Raw genomic sequence first — 17759 nt, 5'->3', positions numbered from 1 at the left:
GTCTATACTACGCATCAAATTAATTCAGAAAATAATAAGGAATAATAATGAACCCAGTATTAATTATTTCAGGCCACCCTAATTTAGATCATTCCGTGGCGAATCGTGAAATTCTCACCCAGCTAGAAAAAGCCTTACCGCAGGCAGAAGTTATGCGTCTAGATTTAGTTTATCCAAATTATCAAATTGATGTGGTAGCGGAACAAAACCGCTTGCTTAATGCTGACACCATTGTATTGCAGTTTCCTTTTTATTGGTATAGCTATCCAGCGCTGTTGAAAAAATGGGTAGATGATGTATTTGTGTATGGCTTTGCACACGGCAGTACAGGTGGCAAATTAGCTGGTAAAAAGTTGCTCATTTCTTTTACCACGGGAGCCGCAGCGGAACAGTATCAACCTGATGGTGCAATGTGTCATAGTATAGAGCAATTTTTACCTGCATTTAAACAGCTAGCGAACCTTTGTCAAATGCAGTGGTTACCGCCTGTATATTCTAATGGAATGATGACGATTCCTAATGTCAGCACAGCGGAACAGCTTGCATTGGTGCGTGAAAAAGCCTTTGCTCACGCAGCGCGTTTATCCAAAATTATTCAAGCCCAGAATTAAGGAAAGTGCGGTATGTTTTTAGTACAAATTTCATTAGATCCCACAAATAATGTGGTGAATGCTTTGTTAGAGGCGCATCGAGTTTGGCTGAAAAAGTATGCAGAGACTGGCGTGTTTCTTTTATTTGGGCCATATGCTGATCACAAAGGGGGAGTCATTCTTGCCCAAGTAGAAAATAAAACCGCTTTGCAGAAGATTTTGGCAGAAGATGTGTTTTTTCATAAAAAGTTAGCGGATTATCAGGTTCGTGAGTTTACTGCCAAATTTATCGCAAATGCTTTAATTGAAATGGTGAATTAAGCGGAATAGTGGAAAATCCAGTTTTTTAGAGGGTAGCATAAAATGCTTATATTGTTTGAAAATAAAAGAGATAAAAATCTCATAAAATTTGACCGCACTTAATATGAGGTCAATGTATTTTGTTACTAAAATAGGAGCAAAAAATGCACAATATTCAAGATAAAGTCGTTATCATCACGGGGGCATCATCAGGCATTGGTGAAGCCACAGCCTATAAATTGGCAGAAGCCGGTGCAAAAATCGTTTTGGGCGCTCGTCGTGAAGACAAACTTAAAGCCATTGTTGATAAAATTGCAGAAAATGGCGGTGAGGCAGTCTATCGAGTGATTGATGTAGTCAAACCTGAAAGCAATCAATCTCTTGTGCAACTTGCCAAAGACCGTTTTGGCAAAGTCGATGCCATTTTTTTAAATGCGGGTTTAATGCCCAATTCGCCGCTTTCGGCTTTAGAAACAGACAATTGGAATACTATGGTGGACGTGAATATAAAAGGTGTGTTGAATGGTATTGCCGCCGTGTTGCCCACTTTTGAAGCACAAAAATCAGGGCAAGTCATCACTACCTCCTCTGTGGCAGGGTTGAAAATTTACCCAGGCGCCGCAGTGTATTGTGGCACTAAATGGGCGGTGAAAGCCATTATGGAAGCCCTTAGAATGGAATCAGCGCAAGCTGGTACTCATATCCGCACCACTACCATTTATCCCGCCGCTGTGCAGTCGGAATTGGTGGCAGGCATCACTAATGAACAGGTTTCCAAAGGCTATCGTGAGCTGTATGACACTTATGAAATTCCCGCTGAACGTGTAGCAAATGCCGTGTTATTTGCCTTGAGCCAGCCTGAAGATACCGCAATCAGTGAAATTACTATTGGTCCAAGCACGCAGCCTTGGTAATTGGATTTTATAAATAAAATGAAAGACGGCGGAAAACGTGGATTTTTCGCCGTCTTTTTTAAGGAATAAGAAATGGAAAAATTAATCATCGTACTGACCCTTTTTACAAGCTTAAATGTTGAGGCTGTTCCGATTATGAACTTCTTTGAGCTTGGTATCGTCAAAGGGCAAAACTCCGCTTATGATCAAGTGGCACGGCATAATATCGAAACTTCCATCAAAAATGAAAAAGGCACTTTAGCGATGATTGCCCTACAATCCAAAGATAATCCGCAAATAGGCTATATGCTAGAGTTATATGCTGATGAAACTGCCTATCAAATACATAAAAATTCGCCACAATACCATTATTTTTTAGCGTAATCGCCAAAAATTCTGACCGACCATAAAAAATTTACACCATTAACCTTGCAGTTTTGGGCTGATGAAGCCTTTATACCTAACAAAGCAATGCAAACAAACTTGGTGAAAGTTCGTGTTAAACCCGAGTATCAAGTTGAGTTTGCCCAAATCGTGAAAAATGAAATGCAAATTGCAATAGAAAAAGAAGAGGAGAGTTGGCTAATTGCAGCAGGAACAGAGAGAAATTCGCCAAATCAATGGCTGTTTTTTGAAATTTATGCTGATGCCAAAGCCTATGAACAGCACCGCAAAACAGCGCACTTTCAAGAATATTTAGCGGAGACTGCGAAGATGATAGAGAAGAAAGAGGGACTGCCTGTTCGTATCAATCAATTAGGGAAGCAAGACAGCTTGATATTAAAGAGCATAGAGTAGTTTAGCTAAATGTATAAATAGCAACTATTTATTACACTTACTCATTATTTCACTTCAGTTTAAAGCGATAAATGACCTGATTAGCCGATCCTCGCCATATTAAAGAGGGATCGGCTTGTTCTTGAATAAATTTACCATCAATCAGTACGTCAATATAAGGTAACATTTCGCGTTGTAATTCATTGAGTTCCGCAAGTTGATAGCCTGTCCAAAGCCAGATGTCTTTGTCTGGGCATTCTGTTTTGATGCGTTTGACTAAGGCGAGCAAAGTTGGCACGTTGCGTGGGTGGAGGGGATCTCCGCCTGATAAGCTGAGTCCTTGCCGTTTAATACGTTGATCTTGAAGATCACGGATAATTTGATCTTCCATTGCTTTATCAAATCGCACACCAGCACTAAATGACCAGCTTTTCTGGTTATAGCAACCTTTGCAAGCGTGTTCGCAACCACTGACAAAGAGTGTGCAACGTGTGCCTTCACCGTTTACGATATCAACGGGGTAATATTGGAGATAGTTCATTTTATTTTATTGTTTATCTTGAATAATTAATTTTTTCTTTGTGATTAATAACGGATTTCGCTCGTTGAGCGACCTACTTTCTTTTGTTTGCTCAAAAGAAAGTAGGCAAAGAAAAAAGCCCCCGACTAAATTGCTGTTCTTCATTTTTAACAAATTTTCTTAACGAAAAGTAAGCCCATACTCGCTACGCTGCGTTCAGGCGTTACTTTTCTAAAAATTTGTTAAAAATGAAGGCAATTTACACGGGAAGTTAATTCTTTCACTTTTACTCATTTTATTTAAAATTGATATACGAAACAGTTTTATATTTTTCCGTTTTTAAAGGAAAAGCACGGTGATTTTTCACTAGGTGTAAAAAATCTCAAAATTACCACTGCACTTTAAAATTCGCCCTAACCGCATTCCCCGTCCAAACCGCCCGAATGGAGATAAAATTTTTAGAAAAATCACGCCGAGCGAGAGCGAAGCGAACATCAGGCTGATTTTTCGTTAAGAAAATTTTATTGGAATGAGGAAAAAGCGGTTTGATCGGGGTTCCCTTTTCTTTGCTTTCTTTCTTTTGGGTAAGCAAAAGAAAGGAAGTTGCCAACGGCGAAATCCGCTATCAATCATAAAGAAAAAAGCAATTTAACCTTAAACAAAATTCTCACTCCATTCTCCAATTATAAATGTTTCACTCTTCTTTTCACCTCTTCTTGTTTACCTGCATTAAACGGGCGTGCATCGGGGCTACCGAGATAACCACAAACACGGCGAGTAACAGAGACTTTTTCACTGTCGTGATTACCACATTTAGGGCAAGTAAAGCCCTTGCTGGTGCAATGGAATTCGCCCGTGAAACCGCATTCATAGCATTCATCGATGGGCGTGTTTGTCCCGTAATAAGGCACGCGGTCGTAGCTATAATCCCAAACATCTTCTAAGGCTTTGAGATTGTGTTGAATATTTGGGTATTCGCCATAACAAATAAAGCCTCCACTTGCTAATGGGGGATAAGGCATTTCAAAGTCGAGTTTATCGTAGGGATTGACCTTTTTCTCTACGTCAAGATGATAGCTGTTGGTGTAGTATCCCTTATCCGTTACCCCTTGAATGATGCCAAATTGCTTGGTATCTAGGCGGCAGAAGCGATCACATAAATTTTCACTTGGTGTGGAATAAAGGCTAAAGGCATAGCCTGTGTCTTGTTGCCATTGTTTTGCAGCATTGCTTAAATATTCTACAATAGCGATGCCTTTTTGACGTAGATATTCATCATCATAAATATGACTTTTTTGATAAAGGGCGTTAATGGTTTCGTGGATACCAATATAACCTAGGGAAATGGAAGCGCGTCCTTGCTTAAAGATAGTTGCGACATTATCATCCGCATTTAAGCGAACCCCGCAAGCCCCTTCCATATAGAGAATAGGGGCAACCCGTGCTTTGGTGTTTTCGAGACGTGCAATACGTGTCATTAAGGCTTTTTTCGCAATAGCAAGGCGTTCATCAAGTAATGCGTAAAAACGTTGTTCATTACCTTGAGCCTCGAGTGCAATACGCGGTAAATTCAGACTAACTACACCGAGATTATTACGCCCATCGTGAATAAGCTCACCATTTTCCTCATAAGCGCCTAAGAAGCTACGACAGCCCATTGGCGCTTTAAATGATCCCGTTACCTTAACCACTTGATCATAGTTAAGAATATCAGGATACATCCGCTTGGAAGCACATTCTAAAGCCAGTTGTTTAATATCATAATTGGGATCGTTATTTTGCTGATTTATCCCTTTTTTAATCGTGAAAACCAATTTAGGAAAGACGGGGGTTTTGTGATTTTTCCCTAAGCCACGAATACGATTACGTAAAATGGCTTGTTGAATTAAACGGGCTTGCCAACTTGTTCCTAAACCGAAACCAAAGGTAACAAAAGGGGTCTGTCCGTTGGAGGTATGTAGGGTATTGACTTCATATTCCAATGATTGAAAGGCATCAAAACATTCTTTTTCAATCAAGGTGTTCGCATAATTTTCTGGTTCAGGGACATTCCATTGTTGGGCGGTTTTTAAATGCTTTTCATAGCTCAGCTGAACATAGGGGGAAAGTACTTCATCAATACGATTAATTGTGGTTCCTCCATAAATATGGCTCGCCACTTGTGCAATAATTTGGGCGGTTACTGCGGTGGCGGTGCCAATTGATTTAGGTGGTTCAATCTCCGCATTGCCCATTTTAAAACCGTGCGTGAGCATTCCTTTGAGATCTACCAACATACAATTAAACATTGGAAAGAATGGGGCATAATCTAAATCGTGGTAGTGAATTTCGCCTTTTTCGTGCGCTTCTACGACATCACGAGGTAGAATATAACGCTTTGCATAATGCTTCGCCACAATACCGGCAAGTAAATCCCGTTGCGTAGGAATGACTTTAGCATCTTTGTTCGCGTTTTCATTGAGTAATTCCACATTACTTTGTTCAATCAGTCCTTCAATATCTTGGGTGAGCTGACTACGTTTTTCGCGTGCTAAATCTCGATCGTGGCGATATTCAATATAAGCCCGTGCGACTTGCGGATAAGCACTTGTCATTAATTGATTTTCAACCAATTGCTGGATTTCGTTAATATCAATGTCTTGCTGATATTGTGCAAAAATGTCATTGGCAATCTGTTGTCCCATTGTGTGGCAATAATCCTCATTATGAATGCCAACGGCTAAGGCTGCTTTACGAATTGCATTGATGATGCGTTGAATATCAAATTGCGCGCGTGAACCATCGCGTTTGATGACAAAAAACGAACTCATTGTATAACCCCTATATATTGTGTTTTTGTGTTTTGAAAAGCACTATATATAGATTTTTACCAAATTCAACTGATAAAAAATAAGGTTTTTTAGCTTGTTTTTTGAGCGAAATGACGTGGAGAAGTTGATTTTACTAGGCAATTTTCATCTTTATTTATGAGAATTATTCTCAATAAATCGTCAATTTTATTGATGTAGATCAAAGTTTATAAAAATAAAGTGCGGTGGAAAATTTGCGAGTTTTTGCTGTTGTGAAGAGAAACGAAAAATAGAAAATGCGGTGAAAAATCACCGCACTTAGTTTTATTGATACATTGCTTCAATTTGCGCTTTGTAACGTTCCAAAATTACTTTTCGACGTAGTTTCAATGTGGGGGTAATTTCATTCATTGCGGTAGTAAAGGCTTCTGGTAGCAAGGTGAATTTTTTTATTTGTTCAAAGCTTGCTAACTCTTTTTGCAATTCATTTAAACGTTTTTCAAAAAGCTGAATAATTTCAGAATGTTTGAGCAACTCCATTCGATCTTGATATTTAATATTGAGTTTTTTCGCATATTCTTCTAAAGATGCAAAACAAGGCACAATCAAGGCGGAAACATATTTTTTCGCATCGGCAATCACGGCAATTTGTTCAATAAATTTATCTTTTCCAATTTTTCCTTCAATATGTTGAGGGGCAATATATTTACCGTTTGAGGTTTTCATCAGCTCTTTAATGCGATCCGTGATGTAGAGATGTCCTTGCTCATCTAATTTACCAGCATCACCAGTTTTCAAAAAACCGTCAGCGGTAAAGGCGGCAGCAGTTTCCGCTGGTTTTTTGTAATAACCACGCATAACCATCTCGCCACGCACTAGGATTTCATCGTTTTCGCCAATTTTAACCTCGGCGCCGGGCATTAACTTGCCGATAGAATTTGGCTCAAAATGATCATCTTCCCAGCAAGAAACGGTAGCGGTGGTTTCTGTCATACCATAGCCCAGCTTAATGTTAATGCCAATGCTGTGGAAAAATAGCCCAATAGTGGGATCTAATTTTGCACCGCCACAGGGCATCATACGAATACGTCCACCGAGCAAGTGGCGTAATTTGCTCAACACTAATTTATCCGCTAAGAAAAATTGCTGTTTAAGCCCAAATGGAATAGGCAGTTTTTGGCTTTTGCGATCAAAATAACGATGCCCCACGTTCATCGCCCAGTTAAATAGCGTACGGCGAAGTTTGGGTGCTTGTTGCACTTTATCGTGAATAGCGGTGTAAATTTTTTCGTAAAAACGTGGTACTGCACACATTAATGTTGGGCGGATAGCACTTAACGCAGGGCGAACTTGATCGGTGTTTTCAATATAGCAATTCACTGCACCACGATGTAGCACATAGGCGACCCAAGCACGTTCAAAAATGTGTGAGAAAGGCAGAAAAGAAAGGGAAATATCCTGTTCTGTAATGGGCTTTAATGCTTGATCGTGCGCTTTAAGTTGATGGGCAAGGTTAGCATAATCTAGCATCACGCCTTTTGGTTCCCCTGTTGTGCCAGAAGTATAAATAAGGGTAAATAAATCATTCAGTTGTTTATTATCGAGACGTTGTTGTAATGCTATGGGATTGGCTTGCGATCCTGTTGCAATAAAGTTCGCCCAACTGCAAGCCAGTGGATGATTGTGCAGTTGAATGCTGTCTTTCATCGCCACAATATGCTGTAACTGTGGACAATCCGCAGCAATGTGTAATGCTTGTTCATACTGTTCTTGATCGCCAACGAAGAGAATTTTTATATCGGCATCATTAATAATAAACGCGGCCTGCTGTGCGGTATTGGTTGCGTAGATTGGTACGGTAATGGCACGAAGTTGTAATGCCGCGATATCGGCAATTGTCCAGCGTGGCATATTATGGGAAAAAATGCCAATTTTGTCTTGTACATCAATATGATGGGCGAGTAGTGCAAGAGAAAGTTCGTTTACTTGTTGTTGAAAGCTAGCCCAAGAAATATCGTGCCATTGTTGATTTTCAAAATAACGAAGTGCGGTGTTATTTTTTAATGTTTTTGCTTGCTGTTGAAAACGGCTCACAAAATGAAAATCAAGGGTATTTGTCATTCTTCTTTATCCTATTTACCTAATTATGATTTTTTAGCGTACAGTTGTAGGCTAAATATAATCGTTAATCCAATAAAAAGCGAGAAAAATCCGCTGAAAAATGCGGATAATCAGTGATTTTGTGAGCGATGTAACAGTTTTAACGAGCGAACAGTTGTTCATTTTTATGTTATGAAGAAAAGAAATGTTTTTCCAGAGAAAGGCAAATAGAGAGAAGCAAGAATAAATCAGCGAGAAAAATTTGGTGAAAAAAACCGCACTTTAAAAGTGCGGCTTAATTTTAAATGATTTTTAATTAGCCTTTGTAGTTGTGAATATGAGCTACTAAGTCTAATACTTTATTTGAATAACCTGTTTCGTTATCGTACCAAGATACTAATTTAACGAAAGTATCAGTTAATGCGATACCTGCTTCTGCATCAAATACAGAAGTTAATGCACAACCGTTGAAGTCTGTTGATACTACTGCATCTTCAGTGTAGCCTAAAACGCCTTTTAATTCGTTTTCAGAAGCACGTTTGATTTCTGCACAGATCTCAGCGTAAGTTGCTGGTTTTTCAAGGTTTACAGTTAAATCAACAACAGAAACATTTGGTGTTGGAACACGGAATGCCATACCTGTTAATTTACCGTTTAACTCAGGAATAACTTTACCTACTGCTTTTGCTGCACCTGTTGAAGATGGAATGATGTTTTGAGCCGCACCACGACCACCACGCCAGTCTTTCGCTGAAGGACCATCAACTGTTTTTTGGGTTGCTGTGGTTGCGTGAACAGTGGTCATTAAACCGTCTTTGATTCCCCATTTGTCGTTGATTACTTTCGCTAATGGTGCTAAACAGTTTGTTGTACAAGAGGCGTTTGAAACGATATCTTGACCTGCATAAGTATCAAAGTTTACGCCGTTTACAAACATTGGTGTCGCATCTTTAGATGGACCGGTTAATACAACTTTTTTCGCACCCGCTTCAATGTGTTTACGAGCAGTTTCATCGGTTAAGAAGATACCTGTTGCTTCAACAGCAATATCAACACCAATTTCGTTCCATTTTAAGTTTGCAGGATCGCGCTCAGAGGTAACACGGATAGTTTTACCGTTTACCACTAAATGGCCATCTTTTACTTCAACTGTGCCATCAAAACGACCGTGAGTTGAATCATATTTTAGCATATATGCCATATATTCAACGTCGATTAAATCGTTGATACCTACTACTTCGATGTCATCACGTTGTTGTGCTGCACGGAATACGATACGACCGATACGGCCAAAACCATTGATACCAATTTTAATTGCCATAAGTTTTTCACCTATAATTTAAGTTAAACAAAAGGGTTACGGTGCATAGAAAGAATTTCTATTTTCCGTTCGCTGCGGATTATAGCACGCTTTTTAGATAGGGTGAAACTAACTCGCAAGAAAACCGTAAAACATTTGTGATCTACATCAAAACTTTGCGGATCAGCCAGTTAGCTTGTTTTTATTTTGTCAATATTAAGTAAAAAAACACCGCACTTTTAGGGATTGTTGATAATTTATTTCGCCGTTGAGCGGGGAGCTATTTTTGTGAGAGCAAGGCGAAAGTGGCGAAGTTGAGTTATGCTAAACGAACCACGTTCAACGCAGTTATCACGAAAAATATCCCCTGCCCCTAATGATTTTTTTCTGATTTATCGGCATAATGAGCATAATTTGATGAAAATTGAGGATAAACAATGAGCCAAGGTAACCTTTATATTATTTCTGCCCCAAGTGGTGCGGGAAAATCATCTTTAATCGCCGCATTATTAGCAAAAGAAACAGGGCGTAAAATGATGGTTTCTGTTTCCCATACCACTCGCTCACCACGCCCAGGCGAAGTGGATGGCGTGCATTATCATTTTGTGAGTAAAGCGGAATTTGAGCATTTAATTGAACAAGATTTATTCTTGGAATATGCCAACGTATTTGGCGGAAATTATTATGGCACCTCCTTACCAACGATTGAAAAAAGTTTGGCGCAAGGCATTGATGTTTTTTTAGATATTGATTGGCAAGGGGCGCAACAAATTCGTGCCAAATTACCGAGTGTAAAAAGTATTTTTATTTTGCCTCCTTCTGTGAGTGAATTAGAGCGCCGTTTAATTGGACGTGGACAGGATAGCGCAGAAGTTATTGCCGATCGAATGGCAAAAGCCACCAGTGAAATGTCTCATTATGATGAATATGATTATGTGATTATTAATGATAATTTTGAACAAGCTGTGGCAGATTTACAGCATATTTTACGCGCCGAATGTTTAACCAAAAGCTATCAACAAACGCAAAATATCGCTTTAATTCATCAATTACTGGCAAAATAATTGACATTTTAGTATCATTAGATCCCTTTTATTTATTGAAGAAGTTTAACTGATTGGAGTAAATTTATGGCTCGTGTAACAGTGCAAGATGCGGTAGAACAAATTGGTAACCGTTTTGATTTAATTTTAACCGCAGCACGCCGTGCAAGAGAATTACAATTGCATATTCGCCAACCTTTGGTGCCAGAAGACAATGACAAGCCAACAGTCATTGCATTGCGTGAGATTGAGAAAGGCTTGATCAATAATGAAATTATGAATGCGCACGAGCGTCAAGATGCCTTAGAGCAAGAGGCAACAGAACATCACGCAGTATCTTTATTATCTTCATAAGCGCTAAAAGTGCGGTAGTTTTTTGTTTTATTTTTATCCTTCGCAATAAAATTTGAATAAAAAGTTAGGTGTCCTTTGTACTTATTTGAACGTTTAGAGCATATTATTCGCGGCTACTTGCCTGCTGAACAAATTGAATTAGTAAGACGTGCATATATTATCGCAAGAGATGCGCACGAAGGACAGTCTCGCTCTAGCGGTGAGCCGTACATTACACACCCTGTTGCAGTGGCCTCCATTATTGCGGAAATGCGTTTAGATCACGAAGCGGTGATGGCAGCCTTGTTGCATGATGTGATTGAAGACACACCTTATACAGAGGCTCAGCTTGAAGCCGAATTTGGTACGAGTGTTGCTGAAATTGTAGAAGGTGTTTCTAAATTAGATAAACTCAAATTTCGCACACGCCAAGAGGCGCAAGTAGAGAACTTCCGTAAAATGATCTTGGCAATGACACGAGATATTCGTGTTGTGCTTATTAAATTGGCTGATCGCACCCATAATATGCGTACACTTGGCGCATTACGCCCGGATAAACGGCGTAGGATTGCGAAAGAAACCCTTGAAATTTACGCTCCTCTTGCTCATCGTTTAGGGATAGAACATATTAAAAATGAGCTAGAAGATCTCGGTTTTGAAGCGATGCACCCGCAGCGTTATGCAGTATTACAAAAAGTAATAAAAATTGCGCGTGGTAATCGCAAAGATATGATTGAGCGGATTTCTGATGAAATTAAAGGACGTCTGGGGGATGTGGGTATTGATGCACGCGTCTTTGGGCGAGAAAAACACCTTTATGCCATTTACCAAAAAATGCGCCTCAAAGATCAGCAATTTCATTCCATTATGGATATTTATGCTTTCCGTGCGGTAGTGAAAGATGTCGATACTTGCTACCGTGTGCTAGGACAAATGCACAGCTTATATAAGCCACGTCCCGGTCGAGTAAAAGATTATATTGCTGTGCCGAAAGCAAATGGCTATCAATCCTTACATACTTCTATGATTGGTCCACACGGCGTGCCGGTGGAAGTGCAGATTCGTACAGAAGAAATGGATCAAATGGCAGAAATGGGGGTGGCAGCGCATTGGGCATATAAACAAGGCGGTAAGAATGATAGTACCACGGCACAAATTCGCGCACAACGTTGGTTACAAAGCCTGATCGAATTGCAACAAAGTGCGGGGAATTCTTTTGAATTTATTGAAAGCGTAAAATCAGAATTTTTCCCGAAAGAAATTTATGTCTTTACCCCGAAAGGGCGTATTGTTGAATTGCCTGTAGGAGCAACCCCTGTTGATTTTGCCTATGCGGTTCATTCTGATATTGGTAATGCGTGTGTCGCAGTAAATGTTGATCGCAAACCTTACCCACTCTCTCAACCGTTACAATCAGGACAAACAATAGAAATTATCACCGCGTTAAATGCGCGTCCTGATGTGGCTTGGCTTAATTTTGTGGTTACTGCAAAAGCACGTTCTAATATTCGTCATGCCTTGAAAAATATGCGTTCAGATACCGCTATTCTATTAGGTAAACGTCAGCTCACAAACGCCTTATTGCCACATAAATTAGAACAGATTTCACCACAACGTATTAATACGTTGCTAAATGAACTTAAACTTAATCGTTTTGAGGATTTATTAGCTGAAATTGGCTTAGGCAATCAGATGAGTGCGGTCATTGCCTATCGTTTACTTGGTGAAAGCATTGAAATTGATACCGATGGTGATCTAAGTAATAATAAAAGCATTTTTGCTATTAATGGTTCAGAAAATTTATTAACAACATTTGCACAATGTTGCCATCCTATTCCGGGCGATCCAATTATGGCTTATGCGAGTCCCGGCAAAGGACTTGTTGTACATCATGAAGCTTGTGCAAATTTGCGTAATCATGAAGAAAATAAAGAGCATTATACGCCTGTTACGTGGGAAAATAGTGAGAATAAAGTCGATTTCGAAACAGAATTACGCATTGAAATGATTAATCAGCAAGGGGCGTTGCCTAATTTGACATCGAATATTTCCGCAATGGACAGTAATATTCATAGCATTTGGACGGAAGAGCAAGACGGCCGTTTATATCAAATTGTCGTATTGCTTACCGCAAAAGATACCCATCATTTAAGCCAAATTATGCGAAAAATCAAGACAACGCCGGGTTTTGTCAGTATTGAACGTAATATTAATCGCTAATGACAACAGATATTCTTGGGGCTGTACCGCTTACTACACTATCAGGCGTGGGAGCGGCAGTTTCGGCAAAATTAAGCCGAATTGGTATTAATAATCTACAAGATCTTCTCTTTCATTTACCGAGTCGTTATGAAGATCGTACACGCATTACACCAATTATTGATCTTCGTCCTGAGCAATATGCGACGATCAGTGCAACAGTTCAGCTCTGTGAAGTGCAGTTTGGACGTCGCCCAATTCTAATCGTCGTGGTGTCTGATGGCACATCAAAATTAACTTTACGTTTTTTCAATTTTAACGCGGCAATGCGTAACAGTTTTCAGGTGGGAACACGGGTAAAAGCCTTCGGTGAAATTAAGCGTGGTCGTTTTATGGCGGAAATTCATCACCCTGAATATCAAATTATTCGTGATGATGCTCCTTTAGTTATGGCAGAAACGCTTACCCCCATTTATTCTACTACTGAAGGTTTAAAGCAAAACGCTTTACGAAAACTCACTGATCAAGCGCTGGCGTTGTTAGATAAAATCCAGTTGCCAGAAATTCTACCTGATGAATTTAATCCTTATCCATACAGTTTGAAAGAGGCGATCCGATTTTTGCATCGTCCGCCACCCGATGTTTCGTTGGAAATGCTCGAAAAGGGACGGCACCCAGCGCAAGTGCGATTAATTTTTGAAGAATTATTAGCTCATAATTTGGCAATGCAAAAAGTGCGGTCAAATATTCAGCAATTTTTTGCTTTGCCCTTGCACTATCAAACGGATCTAAAACAGCAATTTTTACAGCGTTTGCCATTTACCCCAACTAATGCACAACATCGTGTTGTGCAGGATATTGAGCGAGATTTACAAAAGCCTTATCCAATGATGCGATTGGTGCAAGGTGATGTGGGATCAGGGAAAACCTTGGTTGCAGCGTTAGCCGCACTCGTTGCAATTGATAACCAAAGGCAAGTGGCATTAATGGCACCGACGGAAATTTTGGCTGAACAGCATTTTGTCAATTTTCAACATTGGCTTGAGCCTTTCGGTATCAAGGTCGGTTGGCTTGCTGGAAAAGTTAAAGGTAAGGCACGCCAAACCGTATTAGAACAGATGAAATCAGGTGAAGTGCAGATGATTGTTGGTACGCACGCCTTATTTCAGCAGGATGTAGAATTTAATGATCTCGCTTTAGTGATTATTGATGAACAGCACCGATTTGGCGTACATCAGCGTTTAATGTTACGGGAAAAAGGTGAAAAATCAGGAAATTATCCACATCAACTGATAATGACAGCAACCCCGATTCCGCGCACCTTAGCGATGACAGTTTATGCTGATTTGGATACCTCTATTATTGATGAATTACCACCGGGAAGAACGCCCATTACAACGGTTGCGATTTCTGAAGAACGCCGTGCTGAAATTGTTGCGCGCGTGTATCAGGCTTGTGTGAATGAAAAACGTCAAGCATATTGGGTTTGTACGCTTATTGATGAAAGTGAAGTATTAGAGGCGCAAGCCGCAGAAGCAATTTGGCAAGATCTGACAAGCGCTTTACCTAATTTACGTATTGGTTTAGTTCATGGACGAATGAAGCCGACAGAAAAGCAAGACATTATGGCAAGTTTTAAAGCGGCAGAGCTAGATGTTCTTGTGGCCACAACGGTGATTGAGGTGGGGGTTGATGTACCTAATGCAAGTTTGATGATTATCGAAAATGCTGAACGGCTTGGTTTATCTCAACTCCACCAACTGCGTGGACGTGTAGGGCGGGGAAGTACGGCCTCGTTTTGTGTACTAATGTATAAACCACCATTAGGAAAGGTATCAAAAAAACGTCTGCAAGTGTTACGTGAAAGTCAAGACGGTTTTTATATTTCAGAAAAAGATCTTGAAATCCGTGGGCCGGGGGAAGTATTGGGAACAAAACAAACAGGGGTAGCCGAATTTAAAGTGGCAAATTTAATGCGCGATCGCAAAATGATCCCAATGGTTCAGCAGTATGCCAGAGAAATAATTCACAAATATCCACAACTTTCGGACGCCTTGATTCAGCGTTGGCTTGACGAGAAAACCATTTATTCCAATGCGTAAACTTTACCTTGAGATATCCTATACTAAGGTATAAGATCACTTCAACTTGAATTGCTTTTTAATAATAAATGACAACCTTATCTGATCCGCCTACCATTTTATTTTTTGATTCTGGCATTGGGGGCTTGAGTGTATATCGTGAAGTTAAAACACTTTTGCCTTATTGCCATTACCTTTATTGTTTAGACAACGCATTTTTTCCTTATTCTGAAAAAGAAGAGCAGGCGATCATTGAACGTTGTGTCTCGATTTGTCAGAAAATTTCGCAACAACATCCGATTGATTTAATTGTGATAGCTTGTAATACCGCAAGTACAGTCGTTTTGCCAGCATTACGAGAAAATTTTTCTTGCCCAGTTGTTGGTACCGTACCGGCTGTAAAACCTGCTGCACAGCAAACAGAAACAGGGATTATCGGATTACTTGCCACTAAAGGTACAGTAAAACGACCTTATGTAGATAAGCTGATTCAAGATTACGCAATGCATTGTACTGTTGAAAAGCTAGGAAGCACGGAATTGGTGAAAATGGCAGAAGAAAAATTACAAGGGAATCCCATTGATCCCATAAAACTTTTATTTGAAGTCAAAGAATGGCAACGGAATTTATCATTAGATACGGTGATTTTAGGTTGTACCCATTTCCCATTCCTAAAAGCAGAACTAAAAGCCTGCTTGCCACAGGTGAAATATTTTTTAGATCCAAGTAAAGCAATTGCTAAACGAGTCAAGGATTTGCTTGGAGAACCAACGCAAAAAATAGTCAAACAGAATTTGGTGTATTGTACAAAAGAAAGTAAAGAACAGCCTTCTTTATTAAAGGTATTTAAACAATTTGGCTTTTCAAGCTTACGCACGCTTATTTTAGATAAATAGCCAATAATTAAGTGCGGTATAAAAATTCACTAAATTTTCACCGTACTTTGTAGAAGAAATCATCAGTGTGGTTTTAAAATAATCAGTTGTCATCATTTTTGTGTTTTTTTATTATTTTTTGCAAAAAAACACTTGCAAAGATTTTCGAGATGTCTATAATACGCCGCACACAACGACGCGACGTTGTAGAAATTAAGATGATACAAATCGCGTCGTTCTTTTTTGCTCTTTAACAATCAATCAGACAATCTGTGTGGGCATTCGTTGATTTTCAAAAAGATTTAAAATTTAGAAATCAATGATGCTTAACTTGAAATTCGAAAAGAATATAACGTTATGTATTCATTGAGCGAGATTAAACTGAAGAGTTTGATCATGGCTCAGATTGAACGCTGGCGGCAGGCTTAACACATGCAAGTCGAACGGTAACGGGTTGAAAGCTTGCTTTCGATGCTGACGAGTGGCGGACGGGTGAGTAATGCTTGGGAATCTGTTTTATGGAGGGGGATAACCATTGGAAACGATGGCTAACACCGCGTAATATCTGAGGATTAAAGTAGTGGGACCGGAAGGCCACTAGCCATAAGGTGAGCCCAAGTGGGATTAGGTAGTTGGTGGGGTAAAGGCCTACCAAGCCTGCGATCTCTAGCTGGTCTGAGAGGATGACCAGCCACACTGGGACTGAGACACGGCCCAGACTCCTACGGGAGGCAGCAGTGGGGAATATTGCGCAATGGGGGGAACCCTGACGCAGCCATGCCGCGTGAATGAAGAAGGCCTTCGGGTTGTAAAGTTCTTTCGGTGATGAGGAAGGTGGACGTGTTAATAGCACGTTGATTTGACGTTAGTCACAGAAGAAGCACCGGCTAACTCCGTGCCAGCAGCCGCGGTAATACGGAGGGTGCGAGCGTTAATCGGAATAACTGGGCGTAAAGGGCACGCAGGCGGTAAATTAAGTGAGATGTGAAATCCCCGAGCTTAACTTGGGAATTGCATTTCAGACTGGTTTACTAGAGTACTCTAGGGAGGGGTAGAATTCCACGTGTAGCGGTGAAATGCGTAGAGATGTGGAGGAATACCGAAGGCGAAGGCAGCCCCTTGGGGAGATACTGACGCTCATGTGCGAAAGCGTGGGGAGCAAACAGGATTAGATACCCTGGTAGTCCACGCTGTAAACGCTGTCGATTTGGGGGTTGGGCTTTGAGCTTGGCGCCCGTAGTACGTGATAAATCGACCGCCTGGGGAGTACGGCCGCAAGGTTAAAACTCAAATGAATTGACGGGGGCCCGCACAAGCGGTGGAGCATGTGGTTTAATTCGATGCAACGCGAAGAACCTTACCTACTCTTGACATCCAAAGAAGGTCTTAGAGATAAGACTGTGCCTTCGGGAGCTTTGAGACAGGTGCTGCATGGCTGTCGTCAGCTCGTGTTGTGAAATGTTGGGTTAAGTCCCGCAACGAGCGCAACCCTTATCCTTTGTTGCCAGCATGTAGAGATGGGAACTCAAAGGAGACTGCCAGTGATAAACTGGAGGAAGGTGGGGATGACGTCAAGTCATCATGGCCCTTACGAGTAGGGCTACACACGTGCTACAATGGTGCATACAGAGGGAAGCGAGCCTGCGAGGGTGAGCGAATCTCAGAAAGTGCATCTAAGTCCGGATTGGAGTCTGCAACTCGACTCCATGAAGTCGGAATCGCTAGTAATCGCGAATCAGAATGTCGCGGTGAATACGTTCCCGGGCCTTGTACACACCGCCCGTCACACCATGGGAGTGGGTTGTACCAGAAGTAGATAGCTTAACCGAGAGGGGGCGTTTACCACGGTATGATTCATGACTGGGGTGAAGTCGTAACAAGGTAACCGTAGGGGAACCTGCGGTTGGATCACCTCCTTACCGAAGAGAAGACGAATGTTCACACAGATTGGTTGATTGA

General features: G+C 40.6%; 14 protein-coding genes and 1 rRNA gene. 11 read left to right on the top strand and 4 right to left on the bottom strand.

Annotated elements, in window-relative coordinates:
- The first annotated feature begins 47 nt into the window (after positions 1-47).
- The 5 genes from L4F92_RS09800 (at position 48) to L4F92_RS09780 (ending at position 2581) form a co-directional block, all read left to right on the top strand.
- A complete protein-coding gene (locus tag L4F92_RS09800; protein WP_250349490.1) occupies positions 48-611 on the top strand; it encodes an NAD(P)H-dependent oxidoreductase in 564 nt (187 codons plus the stop codon).
- A gap of 12 nt (positions 612-623) precedes the next feature.
- Positions 624-911: a YciI family protein gene (locus L4F92_RS09795; RefSeq protein ID WP_250349491.1), complete on the top strand. Its 288-nt coding sequence runs from the start codon at positions 624-626 to the stop codon at positions 909-911.
- A gap of 143 nt (positions 912-1054) precedes the next feature.
- Entirely contained in the window at positions 1055-1804 is a 750-nt protein-coding gene (locus tag L4F92_RS09790) for an SDR family oxidoreductase (RefSeq protein ID WP_250363579.1), read from the top strand.
- Between the two features lie 72 nt (positions 1805-1876).
- Entirely contained in the window at positions 1877-2167 is a 291-nt protein-coding gene (locus L4F92_RS09785) for an antibiotic biosynthesis monooxygenase family protein (protein WP_250363578.1), read from the top strand.
- Positions 2168-2254: 87 nt separating this feature from the next.
- Positions 2255-2581, top strand: a complete 327-nt coding sequence (locus L4F92_RS09780) for a putative quinol monooxygenase (RefSeq protein ID WP_250363577.1) — start codon at positions 2255-2257, stop codon at positions 2579-2581.
- Between the two features lie 49 nt (positions 2582-2630).
- Here the strand turns inward: L4F92_RS09780 and nrdG are convergent, their stop codons facing one another.
- The 4 genes from nrdG to gapA all read right to left on the bottom strand — a co-directional run bounded on the left by nrdG (position 2631) and on the right by gapA (position 9290).
- Entirely contained in the window at positions 2631-3101 is a 471-nt protein-coding gene (nrdG, locus tag L4F92_RS09775) for an anaerobic ribonucleoside-triphosphate reductase-activating protein (RefSeq protein WP_250363576.1), read from the bottom strand.
- Between the two features lie 662 nt (positions 3102-3763).
- Positions 3764-5890, bottom strand: a complete 2127-nt coding sequence (gene nrdD / locus L4F92_RS09770) for an anaerobic ribonucleoside-triphosphate reductase (protein WP_250363575.1) — start codon at positions 5888-5890, stop codon at positions 3764-3766.
- A gap of 303 nt (positions 5891-6193) precedes the next feature.
- Entirely contained in the window at positions 6194-7990 is a 1797-nt protein-coding gene (locus L4F92_RS09765; RefSeq protein WP_250363574.1) for an AMP-dependent synthetase/ligase, read from the bottom strand.
- A gap of 295 nt (positions 7991-8285) precedes the next feature.
- The gene (gapA, locus tag L4F92_RS09760) at positions 8286-9290 is read right to left on the bottom strand and encodes a glyceraldehyde-3-phosphate dehydrogenase (protein WP_250349497.1); all 1005 of its coding nucleotides are present in this window, start codon (positions 9288-9290) and stop codon (positions 8286-8288) included.
- 416 nt (positions 9291-9706) lie between these two features.
- On the opposite strand from gapA, the gene gmk reads away from it, so the two are divergent.
- The 6 genes from gmk (at position 9707) to L4F92_RS09730 (ending at position 17719) form a co-directional block, all read left to right on the top strand.
- Positions 9707-10333, top strand: coding sequence for a guanylate kinase (gmk, locus tag L4F92_RS09755; protein ID WP_250363573.1), 627 nt, complete (start codon positions 9707-9709; stop codon positions 10331-10333).
- A gap of 66 nt (positions 10334-10399) precedes the next feature.
- Complete coding sequence (rpoZ, locus tag L4F92_RS09750) at positions 10400-10666, top strand: DNA-directed RNA polymerase subunit omega (protein ID WP_250349499.1); 267 nt, start codon at positions 10400-10402, stop codon at positions 10664-10666.
- A gap of 75 nt (positions 10667-10741) precedes the next feature.
- Positions 10742-12865, top strand: a complete 2124-nt coding sequence (gene spoT / locus L4F92_RS09745) for a bifunctional GTP diphosphokinase/guanosine-3',5'-bis pyrophosphate 3'-pyrophosphohydrolase (protein WP_250363572.1) — start codon at positions 10742-10744, stop codon at positions 12863-12865.
- Entirely contained in the window at positions 12865-14946 is a 2082-nt protein-coding gene (gene recG / locus L4F92_RS09740; protein ID WP_250363571.1) for an ATP-dependent DNA helicase RecG, read from the top strand. Before spoT ends, recG begins: the two co-directional genes overlap by 1 nt.
- A gap of 68 nt (positions 14947-15014) precedes the next feature.
- On the top strand, positions 15015-15821 hold the full coding sequence (gene murI / locus L4F92_RS09735) for a glutamate racemase (RefSeq protein WP_250363570.1): 807 nt from the start codon (positions 15015-15017) through the stop codon (positions 15819-15821).
- A gap of 357 nt (positions 15822-16178) precedes the next feature.
- Positions 16179-17719: ribosomal RNA gene (locus tag L4F92_RS09730) — 16S ribosomal RNA — on the top strand.
- Positions 17720-17759: the final 40 nt, after the last annotated feature.

This window comes from Avibacterium sp. 21-595 (assembly GCF_023611905.1).
In the GTDB taxonomy this organism is placed as follows: Bacteria; Pseudomonadota; Gammaproteobacteria; order Enterobacterales; family Pasteurellaceae; genus Avibacterium.
Note: the sequence above shows the minus strand (reverse complement) of the source record. Positions and strands in the feature narration are given on the sequence as shown.